Here is a 16,079-nt window from a genome sequence, read left to right on the forward strand (position 1 = left end):
AATCACTTGCTGAATCATTGGGTGGAACTGCGGAATTCCGCCGATCCTGCCACTGTATGCAAGCGTGCGGGCCACCGGTGGGGTTCCCGGAGCTCGTACGCCGAGAGCGAGAACGCGGTTGGCGGGCGGCCGGGCCCGAGGGCGTACCCTGCGGACAGCGCCGGGCCGGGCGGCCCGTGACGGGTCCTGGTCGGTGGCTGTCAGTGCCGCGGTCCACAATGGACGGCGTCAGATCACCGTTCACGCTTCAGCAAGGAGCCGGCAGCGATGGCCCGCCGTAGTACGAAGACCCCGCCGCCCGACGACTCGTACGAGGAGAAGATCCTCGACATCGACGTCGTCGACGAGATGCAGGGCTCCTTCCTCGAGTACGCGTACTCGGTCATCTACTCCCGTGCACTGCCGGATGCCCGCGACGGCCTCAAGCCGGTGCACCGCCGCATCGTCTACCAGATGAACGAGATGGGCCTGCGGCCCGAGCGCAGCTACGTGAAGTGCGCCCGCGTCGTCGGCGAGGTCATGGGCAAGCTGCACCCGCACGGCGACGCGTCGATCTACGACGCGCTGGTGCGCATGGCCCAGCCGTTCTCCATGCGCGTGCCCCTGGTGGACGGCCACGGCAACTTCGGCTCGCTGGGCAACGACGACCCGCCGGCCGCCATGCGGTACACCGAGTGCCGGATGGCCGAGGCGGCCGGCCTGATGACGGAGTCCATCGACGAGGACACCGTCGACTTCGGGCCCAACTACGACGGCCAGGAGCAGGAGCCGGTCGCCCTGCCCGCCGCTTTCCCGAACCTGCTGGTCAACGGCGCCTCAGGCATCGCGGTCGGCATGGCCACGAACATGCCGCCGCACAACCTGCGCGAGGTGATCGCGGCCGCCCGGCACCTCATCCGGTACCCGAACGCCGACCTCGACGCGCTGATGAAGCACATCCCGGGCCCCGACCTGCCCACCGGAGGCCGGATCGTCGGCCTGCCCGGCATCCGGGACGCGTACGAGACGGGCCGCGGCACGTTCAAGATCCGCGCGACGGTGTCCGTGGAGACGGTGACGGCCCGCCGCAAGGGCCTCGTCGTCACCGAGCTTCCCTTCGCGGTCGGCCCCGAGAAGGTCATCTCGAAGATCAAGGACCTGGTCGGCTCGAAGAAGCTCCAGGGCATCGCGGACGTCAAGGACCTCACCGACCGCGAGCACGGACTGCGCCTGGTCATCGAGATCAAGAACGGCTTCGTACCGGAGGCGGTCCTGGAGCAGCTCTACAAGCTGACGGCCATGGAGGAGTCCTTCGGCATCAACAACGTCGCCCTGGTGGACGGCCAGCCCCTGACCCTGGGTCTCAAGGAGCTGCTGGAGGTCTATCTCGACCACCGCTTCAACGTCGTACGACGCCGCAGCGAGTTCCGCCGGAGCAAGAAGCGGAACCGGCTGCACCTGGTGGAGGGCCTGCTCACCGCCCTGGTCGACATCGACGAGGTCATCCGCCTCATCCGCTCCAGCGAGAATTCGGCGCAGGCCAAGCAGCGCCTGATGGAGCGCTTCTCGCTGAGCGACGTCCAGACGCAGTACATCCTCGACACGCCGCTGCGCCGGCTCACCAAGTTCGACCGCATCGAGCTGGAGTCCGAGAAGGACCGGCTGAACGCGGAGATCGAGGAGCTGACCCGGATCCTCGACTCGGACGCGGAACTGCGCAAGCTGGTCTCCACCGAACTGGCCGCGGTCGCCAAGAAGTTCGGCACCGACCGCCGTACGACGCTGCTGGAGTCGGGCGGCACCCCGGTCGCCGCCGTTCCGCTCCAGGTGGCGGACGCCCCGTGCCGGGTGCTGCTGTCCTCGACGGGCCTGCTGGCCCGTACGGCGAACGACGAGCCGCTCGTCACGGAGGCGGGCGCCAAGCGGGTCAAGCACGACCTGATCGTCTCGGCGGTGCCCGCCACGGCACGCGGCGAGGTGGGCGTGGTGACGTCCGCCGGACGGCTGCTGCGGGTGAGCGTCGTGGACCTGCCCCAGCTCCCTGAGACCATGCCGACGCCGAATCTCGCGGGCGGCGCACCGCTGGCGGAGTTCGTGTCCCTGGAGGACGACGAGGGGGTCGTCTGCCTGACCACCCTGGACGAGTCCTCGCCCGGGCTGGCGCTCGGCACGGAACAGGGCGTCGTCAAGCGTGTGGTGCCCGACTATCCCTCCAACAAGGACGAGTTGGAGGTCATCTCCCTCAGGGAGGGCGACCGCATCGTCGGCGGGGCCGAGTTGCGCACCGGTGACGAGGACCTGGTCTTCGTCACGGACGACGCCCAGCTCCTTCGCTACCAGGCCTCGCAGGTCCGTCCGCAGGGCCGGCCTGCGGGCGGCGTGGCGGGCGTCAAGCTCACCGACGGTGCCAAGGTCATCTCCTTCACGGCGGTGGACCCGGCCGCGGAGGCGGTGGTCTTCACGGTCGCCGGTTCGCGCGGCACGCTGGACGACTCCGTGCAGACCACGGCCAAGCTGACACCCTTCGACCAGTACCCGCGCAAGGGCCGCGCCACGGGTGGTGTGCGCTGCCAGCGGTTCCTGAAGGGCGAGGACTGCCTCGCCTTCGCCTGGGCGGGCGCCACTCCGGCCCTCGCCGCGCAGAGGAACGGCACGCCGGCCCAGCTCCCGGAGATCGACCCGCGCCGAGACGGCTCGGGCGTGTCCCTGCCGGGGACGGTGGCGGTGGTCGCGGGTCCGGCCTAGAAGGCGTGCGGCGGCTTCTCGCCGCCGGGCTCCTCGCGGCCGGGCTCCTCGCCGCCGGGGTCCTCGCCGCCGGGTACGTAGCGCAGGACGCCCCACATGCCGTGCTCGTCGGCGTGCGGGGCGTCGGCGTCGCGGCGACAGGCGTCGAGTTCCTCGCGGAGGGCCGCCGCGTCGATGCCGGAGCCGATGAGGACGAGCCGGGTGCGGCGGGCGTCGGAAGGCGGCCAGGGCTCCGGGAAGAAACGCAGAAAGCGCCCGACGGCGTGCACGGCGTACCGGTTCCGCGTGTCGTACGGGCCGAAGTCGACGTACCCCTTGATCCGGTACAGGCCCTCGGGCCGGCTGTCGAGGAAGCGCATGAGCCGGCGCGGATCGAGCGGGAGGTCGGAGACGAACGAGAGGGTGTCGTAGGCGGCGTGCAGGTGCCCGGCGTGTGCGCCGCCCTCGGAGTGGTCGTGCAGGTCGTCGAAGGACAGCTGCCCCACCCGCTCCTCGCCCGGCCGGCAGTCGTAGAGGAACTCGGGGTCGATCCGGCCAAAGGCCGCGGGCACGACGGCGGCGCCGTCGCCCAGCGAGTGGACGAGGGCGAGCACGCGCCCGGCGTCGGGTGCCCGGTCGGTCTTGTTGACCACGATCAGGTCGGCGAGTGCCAGGTGCCGGTCGATCTCCGGGTGTCTGGCGCGGGTGTCGTCGAACTCGACGGCATCGACGACCTCGACGAGCCCGCCGTAGACGACCCCCGGCTCCTCGCTGGCGAGCAGCATGCGCACCAGTTCCTGCGGTTCGGCGAGACCACTGGCCTCGATGACGATGACGTCGATGCCGGCCTCGGGCCGGGCGAGCCGCTCCAGGTACCCGTCGAGTTCGCTCGCGTCGACGGCACAGCACAGGCATCCGTTGCCGAGTGACACCGTGGAGTCGCCGAGGGCACCGGCGACGGCCATCGCGTCGATCTCGATCGAGCCGAAGTCGTTGACGATGGCGCCGATACGGCTGCCTCCGCTGCGGTGGAGGAGGTGGTTGAGGAGTGTGGTCTTTCCGGAGCCGAGGAATCCGGCGAGTACGACGACCGGAATCTGCTGCGGAGTCGAGCGCTGCCCCACCGTGCGACCTCTCTCTCACCCTCGCGTACGCCGGCCCGCGGCAAGGCGTACGCCCAGTACGGAACTGCCTGCTCAGGATACGAGCCGGCGGGGTACCCGCGAAGTGAACGACTGTTAGCAGCACTTGATGGGCAGACGTCTGGCAAGGTGCCGGACCGTGCGACCCTGCTTCCCTCCGTGCGCCTCCTCTCCGCCTCCCCGCCGGTCAGCGCCGCTCGGCACCCTGGAGGCGGCAGCACCACCCATCGCTCGCCGGTCCCCGTCAGCCGACCCGCACTCGACGACCGGCGGGCGGTCGCCTGATTCGGGGGTTGACATGGTCACACGGAAGAACGCCGCGGGGAGGTTCGGTTCCGCCGCGACCGGCAAGCTGCTGGCCGCGCGGCAGCGGCGGCTGGACAAGGCCCGTCTGCACGAGCGGCAGCTGCGGCTGGAGGAGCTGGCGATCCGGCGCGAGGCACTGCGGCACCAGCAGCGCGTGCATTGGGAGTTGCTGACCAGGGCGATCGACGACCCTTCGCTGGCGGAGGTCATCGACACGTACGACAAGAGCATCCCGGCGCAGAAGCGGCGTCAGTTCTTCTACGCGAACGCGTGGTACGTCAGCCTCTACCACCTCCACCAGGCGGGGATCCTGGATCAGGAGGAGTTGTTCGGGCGGTTGCGCGAACTCTTCCAGAGTCCCCTGATGCGGGAGTACTGGGAGGCATCGAGGGAACAGCGGGCGTCACTCAGGGCCACATCCGTCGAGTCACGTGTCGGCACCATGGTGGACGGGCTTCTCAAGGACCTGGACGAAGCCGACACGGACGAATGGTGGGTGGTGGGCACCCCTCCGTCCGACTGAGGCGCTTCGCACCGGCCAGGTTCCCCGGGAGTGTCTTGCGGCTGTGAGGCACGCCGGCCCCGCAGATCCCAGTAACGTGCTCCCAGCACAATGGCCAATCTGTAAGGACCGGTACCCCTTGAAAATCGTGCGCCGCATCGGTGTGCCTCCAAGCTCGCGCGGCAGTACCTCGGGAGCCAGCTGTCCGGACCTCTTCGAGCTGAGCGACGGCAATTTCGCCGTCATCGGCACCGAAGCGACCGAGACCCTGGAGGGTGAACTTCCCGCCGATGCCTCCCGTGCGGACTACGAACGCATCGTGATCGTCAGCCGGGAGACCCTCATCCGCGCAAAGGCGGACATCCCGGACGCCTGACGGCACCCCGTGTTTCCGGTCGCGCCCACCGCAGTCCGCGCCCGGACCCCGCCACCGGCGAGCAACCCGGTACCCCGTCCTTGCTCGACGCTTCCCGACCAGGCCTGGCGCCCGAACGGCACCAGGCCGCTCGTTTCGCTCAGGCCACCGCCGGCACCCCGACCGGCGCTCCCGGCCCCACGTACCGTGCGGCCGGCCGGATGATCTTCGAATCACGGGCCTGCTCCAGGATGTTCGCGCTCCAGCCCACCACGCGCGCCGCCGCGAACGTGGGCGTGAACATCTCGCGGGGCAGGCCGCACAGTTCCATGACCACGCCCGCGTAGAACTCGACGTTGGTGTGCAGCTCGCGGCCCGGCTTCAGCTCGGCGAGGATCGCCTCGACCTGCCGCTCCACCTCGACGGCGAACTCCACGCGGGGGCCGCCGAACCGCTGTGCCACCGCACGGAGCATCCGGGAACGCGGGTCCTCCGTGCGGTAGACCGCGTGACCGAAGCCCATGATGCGGTCACCGGCGAGCACCCGCTCGCGAATCCACGCGTCGATACGTTCGGGCGTGCCGATCGCGTCCAGGGTGTCCAGCGCCCGGCTGGGCGCCCCGCCGTGCAGCGGGCCGGACAATGCCGACACCGCACCGGCCAGGCAGGCCGCGACATCCGCGCCCGTCGAGGCGATGACCCGTGCGGTGAAGGTGGACGCGTTGAACCCGTGATCGATGGTGGAGATCAGGTACTGCTCGATCGCCCGCGTGCGCTCCCCGTCCGGCTCCTCACCGGTCAGCATGTAGAGGTAGTTCGCGGCGTACGACAGGTCCTCGCGGGGCTCCACGGGCTCGAGCCCCCGGCCCAGCCGGTGGAGCGCGGTCAGCAATGTGGGTACGGCCGCGGCGGCCTCCAGGGTGTCCCGTCGGCGCCGGGAGTCCGAGAGGTCGTACACGGGCCCGAAGCCCCGGGCCGCACCCAGCAGCGACAGACCCGTGCGCATCCCGGCGAGCGGGCCGGAGCGTCCGCCGGCCGCCGCGATGGCGGGCAGCGCCGCGCGCACCGTGTCGGGGAGCCGCCGCAGCGCCGCGGTCTCGGCGGCGAAAGCGGCTCCGCGCCGCGCGTCGGGGAGTTCTCCGTGCACCAGGAGATGCCAGACGTCCTCGAAGCCGCGGCTCCGGGCGAGGTCGACGGCCGAGTACTGGCGGTAGTGGTAGAAGCCCTCGAGCCCTCGCACGTCGCCGACCTCGGTGTCGGCCACGACGACACCGGCGAGCCCGCGAGGCACCTCGACTGTGGTCGCGGCAGCTGCGGTTCTGTTGACGGACATGATTACCTCCTCGAACTTGACTCAACTGTCCATACTTGACTACAAGTCTGTCAATATTGATTGAATCAATATATTGGCCCAAGACGGACCCCTGCGATCGATACGGTGACCTCATGCGCGATCAAGAGCCCGGCCGTCCCGCCGACCACGAGCGGCGCCTGACCACCAGGGAGGCGGCCGAACTGCTCGGGGTGAAACCCGAGACCGTGTACGCGTACGTCAGCCGCGGCCAGCTCGGCAGCCGACGCACCCCCGGCGGCCGGGGCAGCACGTTCGACGCCGACGAGGTGCGGACCCTCGCCCGACGCAACCGGCGCGACAGCGGCGCTCCCGCGGCCTCGGCCGCCGGCCAGGAGCTGACCGTGCGCACCCGCCTCACGCTCATCGAGAGCGACCGGTACTACTACCGGGGCGTCGACGCGGTGGAACTCTCCGGACGCCACACCTACGAGGAGGTGGCCGAGTGGCTCTGGACCGGGCGGCTGCGTCCCGGTACCGCCTTCTCCGCCCCCGAGCACTCCGTGGCCGTCGCCCGCCGGGCCGTCGACGCCCTGCCCGAACACGCCGGTCCCACCGACCGGCTGCGCGTCGCGGCGATCGCCGCGGCGGTCGCGGACCCGCTCCGCTTCGACCTGTCCGAGGACGAGGTGCTGGGTACGGCGCGCATCCTCATCCCCACCCTCGTCGCCGCGCTGCCCCCCGTACTGCGTGACGGACACGACCAGGACCCGATCGCCCACCGCCTGTGGACGCGGCTCAGCGGACAGGACGCCGACGAACCGGCACTGCACGCCCTCGACACGGCGCTCTGCCTGCTCGCCGATCACGATCTGGCGGCCTCCACGCTCGCCGTTCGCGTCGCCGCGTCGGCGCGGGCGCACGCCTACGCGGCCGTGTCCGCGGGGCTCGGCGTCATCGAGGGACCGCTGCACGGCGCCGCCGGGGGGCTCGCCCACCGGATGCTCCTGGAGGTGCTCGACGTGGGCAGCGCGGCGCCGGTGGTCGCCGAGGAACTGCGGGCCGGCCGGCGCATCCCGGGACTCGGCCACCGGCTCTACCCGGGCGAGGATCCACGCGCGCGCGCCCTGTTCACGCTTTTGGAGGACATCCCCCGTGCGGCGCCCGCGCTCGCGGCGGCCCGGGACATCCAGGCCACCGCCGCCCGCCACACCCCGCTGCACGCCAACGTCGACCTGGCGCTCGCCGTGCTCACCGCGTCCTCGGGCATGGCGCCCACCGCAGCCGAGACGATCTTCGCCGTGGCCCGTACGGCGGGCTGGATCGCACACGCGCTGGAGGAGTACGGGGAGCGCCCGCTGCGGATGCGGCCGAGTGGGCTGTACTCGGGTCCGAAGCCGCCGCGACCACTGCCGGAGTAGCGTTCGGGCGCGGCTGGAAGCCCTCGCGACGGAAGTCAGGTTAGGCTCACCTCTGTGAGTACGTGCTCAACCGTCTCCTGGGACCTCGACGAGCCCGTTCCGGGCACCGCACCCGTCGCGAGGACCTGGCTGCTGCTCGAACAGCCCGGCCCGTGGGGTGCCAAGGCGCTCACCTCGAGCCACCTGGACCCAGCGCTGGGGCGCGCCCTCGACGCGGCGGTGAGGGGAACGGGCGTACGCATCGCGCTCATCCGCCGTCCCGGGCGCCACGCGGACCGAGGCGTGCCCACCGAGCGCAGGGTGTACGCGGCCCACACCGTTCCGGGAGGCGTGTGGCTGCACGGCACCACGGTCGAGGACCCACACCGGCTGCTGGACCTCGATTTCGCGGCGCTCGGCCGGGGCGATCGGCGTACCTTCGACTGGGCGCTGGACGGCGCTCCCCACCAGGGTGATCCGCTCGCCCTCGTCTGCACCAACGGCAAGCGCGACCGGTGCTGCGCGCTCCTCGGCAGGCCTCTGGCGGCCGGGCTCGCCGCCTCCGGAGCCGACGGCGTCTGGGAAGTCACCCACCTGGGTGGGCACCGCTTCTCGCCGACCGTGCTCGTACTGCCTCACGGATACGTCTACGGCCGGGTCGAGTCCCACGCCGTCAAGGAGATCCTGCGGGGTGCGCGGGAGGGCCGGGTCGTCGTCGAGGGCTGCCGCGGGAACTCCGCGTGGGAGCGCCCCGGCCAGGCGGCCGAGCTGGCCGTGCGGTCGGCCGTCGGGGAGGACGCGGCCCAGGCACTGACCGTCGTACGCACGGAGGGCGCCGCACCGCGCTGGGAGGTGACCCTGGCCCACTGCGACGGCCGGCACTGGCGGGTCACCGTCGCGCAGGGCGCGTCGGCGCCGCCGCGACCGGAGAGCTGCGGAGCGTCGGTGCTGGGCTCGCCGGCGCGGATGGAGGTCACCGCGGTGCGCGAACTGTCGGTGAGCCCGGCCATGGCGGGCTGACGCTCCGCCCCGTTCGGAAACGGACGGGTGATCCGCGCGCCTCCGACGGGAGACCCACGCGAAGTGGCCGACGGGAGATCCGCGCCACACGCCTGCGCGGCTCGCCACCACCCCCACGTACCGTCATGGCCATGAGCTCCACTCCCTCCGTACGCCGAGTGCGCCTGGGCCTGCCGCGGCGGGTGTTCTCACAGGTGCTGCTGATGCAGCTGGCGATCGCCGCGGGCGTCGCGGTGCTCGCGACGGGGCTGTTCCTGGCACCGCTCAGCGACCAGCTGGACGACCAGGCGATGCGCCGTGCGCTGGCGATCGCGCAGACCACCGCGCAGCAGCCGCAGGTCGTGCGAGACCTGCGGACCACCCGGCCGACGGCGAACGGCCCGGCGCAGCAGGAAGCCGAGCGGGTACGCAGGGCCACCAAGGCGGAGTACGTCGTCGTGATGAACCGGCGGGGCGTGCGCTGGTCGCACACCGGCCCGGAGCGGATCGGCCAGGTCGTCTCGACCGACCCCGGGCAGGCTCTGGCCGGACGCGAGGTCATGGAGATCGACAACGGCACCCTGGGCCGCTCCGCCCGCGGGAAGGTGCCCCTGCGCGACAGCGACGGCCGGATCGTCGGGGCGGTCTCGGTGGGCATCGCGTACGACAGTGTCCGCGCGCGGCTCGTCCACGCGGTTCCCGGCCTGTTCGCGTACGCCGGCGGCGCGCTCGCCGTCGGCGCCCTGGCGTCCTGGATCATCTCGCGCCGGGTCCAGCGGCAGACCCGGGACCTGGCCTTCTCGGACATCGCGGGGCTGCTAGCGGAGCGTGAGGCCATGCTGCACGGCCTCCGCGAGGGCGTCGTGGCCCTCGACCGCGGCGGCAGGGTGCGGCCGCTCAACGACGAGGCGCAGCGCCTGCTGGGCGTCGGTGACGAGGCCGTCGGCCGCCGCCCCGACGAGGCGCTCGGCGCAGGACGCACGGCCGACGTCCTCGCCGGGCGGGTGACCGGCACCGACCTGCTGACCGTGCGCGGCCGGCGGGTCCTGGTCGCCAACCGGATGCCCACCGACGACGGCGGGGCCGTCGCCACGCTGCGCGACCGCACGGAGCTGGAGCAGCTCGGCCGGGAGCTGGACTCCACGCGCGGCCTGATCGACGCGCTGCGCGCACAGGACCACGAGCACGCCAACCGTATGCACACCCTGCTGGGGCTGCTCGAACTGGAGATGTACGACGACGCCGTGGAGTTCGTCGGCGAGGTGGTCGGAGACCACCGGGTCACCGCGGAGCAGATCACCGAGCGGATCCAGGACCCCCTTCTCGCCGCCCTGCTCGTCGGCAAGGCGGCCGTCGCGGCCGAACGCGGGGTGGCGCTGCGGGTCTCGGACCGGACGCGGCTGCCGGACCGTCTGGTCGACCCCGGGGGGATCGTCACGATCGTCGGCAACCTGGTCGGCAACGCCCTGGACGCCACCGCGGGGACACCGCACGCGCGCGTGGAGGTCGAACTGCGTGCGCAGGGGCGCGCCGCCACGCTCACCGTGCGCGACACGGGGTCCGGGATTCGGCCGGAACACCGGGAGCTGGTGTTCACGGCGGGCTGGTCCACCAAGGAGCCGCCTGCGCACCGCGGGCGCGGCATCGGGCTGTCGCTGGTGCGCCGCCTCGCCGAGCGGCAAGGCGGCAGGGCCGCCGTCGGCGAGGCGTACGGCGGGGGCGCGGAGTTCGTCGTCGTCCTGCCGGAGGCACTGACCCGACCGGACCCGGAAACCGCCCGCGCCCTCCCGGTGACCACCGCTGCCAAGAAGGAGTCCCGATGATCGAGGTCCTGGTCGTGGACGACGACACGCGGGTCGCGCGCGTCAACGCCGCGTATGTCGGGAAAGTGCCGGGCTTCCATGTCGTCGGTGAGGCGCACAGTGCGCTGGAGGCGCTGCGCGCCGTGGAGAGTCCGCCCCGTCCGGACCTGGTCCTGCTGGACCACTACCTGCCCGACCGGACCGGTCTGGAGGTCGTCCGGGAGATGCGGCGCCGAGGACTCCAGGCCGACGTGATCATGGTGACGGCCGCTCGGGACGTGTCGACCGTGCAGGCGGCGATGCGCCAGGGGGCACTCCAGTACCTGGTGAAACCGTTCGCCTTCGCCGGTCTGCGTGCCAAGCTGGAGGCGTACGCACAGCTGCGCCGCACGCTCGACGGGGGCGGTGAGGCGGAACAGGCCGAGGTCGACCGGATCTTCGGCGCCCTGTCCGCTCCGTCGGAGCCCGGGCTGCCCAAGGGGCACTCGCCCGCCACCGCCGAATCGGCACGCCAGTGCCTGCTGAAGGCCGACGGACCGCTCTCCGCCCAGGAGATCGCCGAACGGACCGGCGTGAGCCGCCAGACCGCGCAGCGCTACCTGAAGCTCCTGGAACGCACCGGACGCGCCAGGCTGACGCTCAAGTACGGCGAGGCGGGCCGCCCCGAGCACCGTTACGAGTGGGCGGCCCGCGCCTGAGCGAATCGCCGGACCAGGACGACCGAACGCCGCCGCTCCCGCTTCTACACGGCGCCCGCCCCGGTCAGCGAGCGCACCTCGGTCTCGGCGTGCTTGGCCTCGTCCGGGGCCTCCGGCGAGGTGACCGTGCCCAGCCAGCCCATCACGAAGCCCAGCGGGATGGACACGAGGCCGGGGTTCTGCAGCGGGAAGTACTGGAAGTCGAGGCCCGGGAAGAGCGACTGCGGGCCGCCGGAGACCACCGGGGACAGCAGCACGAGCACCACGGACGGAACCAGACCGCCGTAGACCGCCCACACCGCACCACGCGTGGTGAAGCCGCGCCAGAACAGCGAGTAGAGCAGCACCGGCAGATTGGCGGAGGCTGCCACGGCGAAGGCGAGGCCCACCAGGAACGCGACGTTGAGGTCGCGGGCGAGCAGCCCGAGCCCGATCGCGACGGCGCCGATACCGACGGCGGCGACCCGCGCCACGGCGACCTCGCTGCGCGGCTTGGAGCCGCGACGCCGCAAGGACGCGTACAGGTCGTGGGCCACGGACGCCGAGGAGGCCAGAGTGATGCCGGCGACCACCGCGAGGATGGTGGCGAACGCCACGGCGGCGACGACCGCGAACAGGACCGTCCCGCCGGTGGACTGCGCGCCGCCGCCCAGGCCCAGGGCGAGCAGCGGCACCGCCGTGTTCCCGGCGGAGTTCGACGCGCGCACGGCGTCCGGCCCGACGAGGGCGGCGGCACCGAACCCGAGCACGATCGTCATGAGGTAGAAACCGCCGATGAGACCGATCGACCAGATGACGGACCGTCGCGCCGCCCGAGCGGTGGGCACGGTGTAGAAGCGGGACAGGATGTGCGGCAGCCCGGCGGTGCCCAGCACCAGGGCGAGCCCCAGACTGATGAAGTCGAAGCGGGATACCCAGTCTCCGCCGTACGCCAGCCCGGGCGCCAGGAACGCCTCGCCGTGGCCACTGCGCTCGGCCGCCGTGCGCAGCAACCGGTCGACGTCGCCGTGGAAGCGCACCAGGACCAGGGTGGTCAGCGCCACGGTGCCACCGAGCAGCAGTACCGCCTTCACGATCTGGATCCAGGTCGTGGCGCGCATCCCGCCCAGCGACACGTAGATCACCATGAGGGCGCCGACGCCGATGACGGTCCATGTGCGCGCCGCCTCCGTGGTGCCGCCGAGCAGCAGCGCGACCAGACTGCCCGCGCCCACCATCTGCGCCACCAGGTACAGGACGGAGACGGTCACCGAGGAGGTCCCCGCCGCGATCCGTACCGGCCGCTCCCGCATCCGGGCGGCCACGACGTCGGCGAGGGTGAAGCGCCCGCAGTTGCGGACCAGTTCGGCGACGAGGAACAGGACCACGAGCCAGGCCACCAGGAAGCCCACCGAGTACAGCATGCCGTCGTAGCCGTAGAGCGCGATGAGCCCCGAGATGCCGAGGAAGGAGGCGGCCGACATGTAGTCGCCGGCGATGGCGAACCCGTTCTCCATCGGCGAGAAGAGACGGCCGCCCGCGTAGAACTCCTCCGCGGATCCGTGCCGGTGGCGGCCCACCCATGTGGTGATCCCGAGTGTGACGGCGACGAACGTGCTGAACAGCAGCAGGGCCAGTGTCTGATGGTCCCCCGTCACGACACCCCACCCCGCGCCCCGCGCGTCAGTTCCTGGGTGTCCCAGCGCAGTTCGAGCGCGGCCCGGTCCCTGCGCAGCCGCGCGTGCCGCGCATATGCCCAGGTGAGCAGGAACGTGGTGAGGAACTGCCCGAGCCCCGCGACCATCGCCACGTTCACCGCGCCGGCCACCGGCCGGGCCATCAGGGCGGGCGCCGTCGTGGCGGTCACCACGTAGGCGACATACCAGAGGAAGAAAGCGGCGACCGCCGGCACCACGAACCTCCGGTACCGGCTGCGGACCTCCTGGAAGGCCGCGCTGCGCTGAACCTCCAGGTACACGTCGGCGGCGGCCCGTGGCGGCTCCTCCGCAGGGTCGTGGCGCATCGGCGGCAGCGCCGGCTCCGGGGCCCCGGGACCCGCCGGCTCGCCCCAGCCGGAGGCAAGTGCGTCGTACCACGGGTCGTCGTACCGCGGATCGTCGTAGCCCGGGCCCGGGGCCGCCTCGACGTAGGCCCTGCCCGGCACGGCACGGTGGTCGACCGCGCTTTCGGGACCGCCCCCGGCGCCGCGGGGCCGATCGTTGCTTGACTGCATGCCCAAGGATGGACAGAACGGGAAGATCCCCGACTCTTCTTCCCCCCGCACTTCACCCCATCAGGTGATGCATCCCCCTGGCGGCCCCGCCAACCCCTTCCCGTAGGCGTAACGCACCGCCTGGGCACGGTCCTTGATTCCTGACTTGGCGAACAGGTTGTTGATGTGGGTCTTCACCGTCGCTGTGGAGACGTGCAGTCTGCTCGCGATCTGGTGGTTGTCGAGCCCCTCGGCGATGAGAACCAGCACCTCGGTCTCCCGGGTGGTGAGCCCGTCCGGCGGCTCGGGCGGTCCCGCACGCCTCGGCTCGGATTCGGACAGGCGCTCCAGCAGGCGTCGCTGGATGCTCGGAGCGAGTCCCGCGTCTCCGCACAGGACGCTGTGCACCGCCCTGACGATCTCGTCCCCGCCCGCGTCCTTGGTGAGATAGCCGCGTGCCCCCGCTCTCAGCGCGGGGAACAGCGACGCGTCGTCCGCGTACGTCGTGAGCACGACGACCTGGGTCGCGGGGTGTTCGGCCCGGATCCGGCGGGTGGCCTCCACGCCGTCGCACCTGGGCATGCGCAGATCCATCAGCACGACGTCGGGGGCGACTTCGGCGACGAGCCGCACCGCCTCCTCGCCGTCACCGGCGGCGCCCACGACCTCGACTCCTGGCAGCAGTCCGAGCAGCATCACGATGCCCTCGCGGACAACCGTCTGATCGTCCACGACCACCACCCGCGCGGGCCGCTCCCCGGCCTTCTCCGTCATACCGGCACCTTCAACGTCACCACGAACCCCTCCTCACCCGGACCTGCACGCAGCGAGCCGCCCAGCAGTTCGGCACGCTCCCGCATGCCCAGCAGACCGTATCCACCTCCGGTGCCGGTGAGTTCGCCGGGCGGGCCTCCCGAGTCCCGCACGTCCAGCATCACCTCGTGGGCGCCGTAGTCCAGCCGCACCCGCACCCTGGCGCCGGTGGCGTGTCTGCGGACGTTCGTCAGGGCCTCCTGGGCCACTCTGCGCACGGCCTGTGACGCCTCGGCGGGCAGCGGTCTGCGATCCCCCGTAACGGTGACCTCCGCCGCGCCCTCGGCCGTGTCGACGAGCTGCGCCAGGAAGTCCTCCAGCGGCGTCAGGTCCCCGCGCAGCGCGGACAGCGCCTGCCGGGTCTCGGCGAGTCCGTCGCGGGCCATGCCCCGGGCCGCGGCCACCCGGTCCAGGATCTGCCGCCGGTCGGCGTCCCGCTCGATCAGCAACCGGGCCGCCTCCAGGTGCACCAGCTGTGCCGAGAGGCTGTGCGCCAGCACGTCGTGGATCTCCCGTGCGATGCGGGCCCGTTCCGCGAGCGCCGCGGACTCCGTCTCGGCCGCCCGGGCGGCCCGCTCCTGTGCCAGCAACCGCTGCGCGTTGCCCCGTGCCTCGGCGTCGAGGCGCAGGACGTATCCGGCAAGAGTCAGTCCGGCCGCCGTCGCCATCGCGGTGAGCCATGCGTCGTCGCTGACCTCGGCGTAGGCGGCCAGGGCCACCGAGCTCACGGGCAGCGCGGCCGCGATGGGCAGCCGTTCCAGGGCCACGACCGCGCACCCGCACCAGATGACCAGTGCGGGGACACGGAAGCCGACGGGCTGGACCACGGCGGCGATCGCGAGGAGCGCGGCGATGAGTGCCAGGGACGGCCACAACCGGTGCGCGAGCGTGGCCCGGAAGAAGGCCCACGCCGCCCACACGGCGGCCAGCAGACCGGCGACCGCCGCGGCCGTGCCCCACCCGTGCAGTGGGCTGCTCGTGAACGCGCCCCACAGCAGTGTTCCAAGCACCAGCAGCCGCACGGCCCGGGCGAGCAGGCGCCGGGGGCGGGAGACCCCCTCGTGCAGGAGGGCCTCCCTGGAAGGCCACCTCGTCCAGACGTTCTCCGTCACGCGGGCTCCCTCCAGGCGGGCCGGGCCACGGCGTCACGGTACGCGGGCCCGGGCGCTCCGGCCGGGCGCGGGGCCTGAACGCGCCACGCCAGGACGCCGGACCGGACCAGCAGGGTCACCGCGAGGGCGAGCAGCAGGGCGGAGCTGCCCTGGCGCACTCCCGGGGCGTCACCGACGCCGTGGAGACCGGCGCGCAGCGCGACGCCGACGGCCCACACGGCGACGCCCGCCCGGCTGCCCCTGCTCCACACGGCACCGTCGGTCTCGACCCGGATACGGGTGGTCCGGGCCCAGCCGGCTCCGGTGGCCGGGCCGACGAGTACCTCGGCGGCGAGCAGCAGTACGGCAGCCGTGTGGTGACGAGAGTCGATCATGCGCGGTTCACGCAGCGCGACGGTGCCCGGCACCGCGGGCAGCACCCGCCAGTGCCGGTCGGTGTCGATCCGGCTCGCGCGGAACTGCCGGGTGATCACCAGACCGGCCACCGCCGTGATCACCAAGGCGTCGACGAGCCCGGACATCGTGCCTCCGTGGGCGGAGAAGGAGGATGCCGACGGGGGGCCGCCGACGCCTTCGACGTTACGGAAACGAGGAGGTCACGGGATCGGAGCACGGGTGGATCAGGGGTGGATCAGGGGTGGATCCCTGCCCGGCACAGCACTCCACCCGGGGGTGGAGAGGGCGGGGGTCCGGGACGTCAGCGCGTGCGCGGGCGCGTGCGCCGGGCCGGGCCCGGTTCATGCTCCCGGGCCCGGTGGGACGGCT

General features: G+C 72.2%; 14 protein-coding genes. 7 read left to right on the forward strand and 7 right to left on the reverse strand.

Features of this window, described 5'->3' with window-relative positions; genetic code table 11:
* Positions 1–267: 267 nt before the first annotated feature.
* Positions 268–2,724 (forward strand): DNA topoisomerase (ATP-hydrolyzing) subunit A, encoded by a 2,457-nt coding sequence (locus tag ACGFYH_RS22595; RefSeq protein ID WP_393804957.1) that lies wholly within the window; start codon positions 268–270, stop codon positions 2,722–2,724.
* Here ACGFYH_RS22595 and ACGFYH_RS22600 read toward each other — a convergent pair.
* Complete coding sequence (locus ACGFYH_RS22600; RefSeq protein WP_393804958.1) at positions 2,721–3,827, reverse strand: CobW family GTP-binding protein; 1,107 nt, start codon at positions 3,825–3,827, stop codon at positions 2,721–2,723. The two genes, ACGFYH_RS22595 and ACGFYH_RS22600, sit on opposite strands and share 4 nt — an antisense overlap.
* A gap of 316 nt (positions 3,828–4,143) precedes the next feature.
* On the opposite strand from ACGFYH_RS22600, the gene ACGFYH_RS22605 reads away from it, so the two are divergent.
* Together ACGFYH_RS22605 and ACGFYH_RS22610 are read left to right on the forward strand one after the other, a co-directional pair.
* Entirely contained in the window at positions 4,144–4,674 is a 531-nt protein-coding gene (locus ACGFYH_RS22605) for a DUF6082 family protein (RefSeq protein ID WP_393804959.1), read from the forward strand.
* 118 nt (positions 4,675–4,792) lie between these two features.
* Complete coding sequence (locus ACGFYH_RS22610; protein ID WP_393804960.1) at positions 4,793–5,029, forward strand: hypothetical protein; 237 nt, start codon at positions 4,793–4,795, stop codon at positions 5,027–5,029.
* A 139-nt stretch (positions 5,030–5,168) separates the two neighbouring features.
* Here ACGFYH_RS22610 and ACGFYH_RS22615 read toward each other — a convergent pair whose 3' ends face one another.
* Positions 5,169–6,341, reverse strand: coding sequence for a citrate synthase/methylcitrate synthase (locus tag ACGFYH_RS22615; RefSeq protein WP_393804961.1), 1,173 nt, complete (start codon positions 6,339–6,341; stop codon positions 5,169–5,171).
* Positions 6,342–6,454: 113 nt separating this feature from the next.
* Between ACGFYH_RS22615 and ACGFYH_RS22620 the strand changes: the two genes are divergently transcribed.
* The 4 genes from ACGFYH_RS22620 (at position 6,455) to ACGFYH_RS22635 (ending at position 11,198) form a co-directional block, all read left to right on the forward strand.
* Positions 6,455–7,720 carry a citrate/2-methylcitrate synthase gene (locus tag ACGFYH_RS22620; protein ID WP_393804962.1) on the forward strand — a complete coding sequence of 422 codons (1,266 nt, stop codon included), beginning with the start codon at positions 6,455–6,457 and terminating at the stop codon, positions 7,718–7,720.
* 54 nt (positions 7,721–7,774) lie between these two features.
* Positions 7,775–8,719: a sucrase ferredoxin gene (locus tag ACGFYH_RS22625; RefSeq protein ID WP_393804963.1), complete on the forward strand. Its 945-nt coding sequence runs from the start codon at positions 7,775–7,777 to the stop codon at positions 8,717–8,719.
* Positions 8,720–8,850: 131 nt separating this feature from the next.
* Entirely contained in the window at positions 8,851–10,521 is a 1,671-nt protein-coding gene (locus tag ACGFYH_RS22630; RefSeq protein ID WP_393804964.1) for an ATP-binding protein, read from the forward strand.
* Positions 10,518–11,198, forward strand: a complete 681-nt coding sequence (locus ACGFYH_RS22635; RefSeq protein WP_393804965.1) for a response regulator — start codon at positions 10,518–10,520, stop codon at positions 11,196–11,198. Before ACGFYH_RS22630 ends, ACGFYH_RS22635 begins: the two co-directional genes overlap by 4 nt.
* Positions 11,199–11,242: 44 nt before the next feature.
* Here ACGFYH_RS22635 and ACGFYH_RS22640 read toward each other — a convergent pair whose 3' ends face one another.
* The 5 genes from ACGFYH_RS22640 to ACGFYH_RS22660 are packed head-to-tail and all read right to left on the reverse strand — an operon-like array spanning position 11,243 to position 15,835.
* Complete coding sequence (locus ACGFYH_RS22640) at positions 11,243–12,835, reverse strand: cation acetate symporter (protein ID WP_393804966.1); 1,593 nt, start codon at positions 12,833–12,835, stop codon at positions 11,243–11,245.
* Positions 12,832–13,410, reverse strand: a complete 579-nt coding sequence (locus tag ACGFYH_RS22645; protein WP_393804967.1) for a DUF485 domain-containing protein — start codon at positions 13,408–13,410, stop codon at positions 12,832–12,834. The genes ACGFYH_RS22640 and ACGFYH_RS22645 overlap by 4 nt, the downstream gene beginning before the upstream one ends.
* 60 nt (positions 13,411–13,470) lie before the next feature.
* Positions 13,471–14,163 carry a response regulator gene (locus tag ACGFYH_RS22650; protein ID WP_393804968.1) on the reverse strand — a complete coding sequence of 231 codons (693 nt, stop codon included), beginning with the start codon at positions 14,161–14,163 and terminating at the stop codon, positions 13,471–13,473.
* Complete coding sequence (locus tag ACGFYH_RS22655; RefSeq protein WP_393804969.1) at positions 14,160–15,314, reverse strand: sensor histidine kinase; 1,155 nt, start codon at positions 15,312–15,314, stop codon at positions 14,160–14,162. The genes ACGFYH_RS22650 and ACGFYH_RS22655 overlap by 4 nt, the downstream gene beginning before the upstream one ends.
* Positions 15,311–15,835, reverse strand: a complete 525-nt coding sequence (locus ACGFYH_RS22660; protein ID WP_393804970.1) for a DUF1453 domain-containing protein — start codon at positions 15,833–15,835, stop codon at positions 15,311–15,313. The genes ACGFYH_RS22655 and ACGFYH_RS22660 overlap by 4 nt, the downstream gene beginning before the upstream one ends.
* Positions 15,836–16,079 lie beyond the last annotated feature (244 nt).

It is taken from the genome of Streptomyces sp. NPDC048392 (assembly GCF_043200575.1).
Classification (GTDB): domain Bacteria; phylum Actinomycetota; class Actinomycetes; order Streptomycetales; family Streptomycetaceae; genus Streptomyces.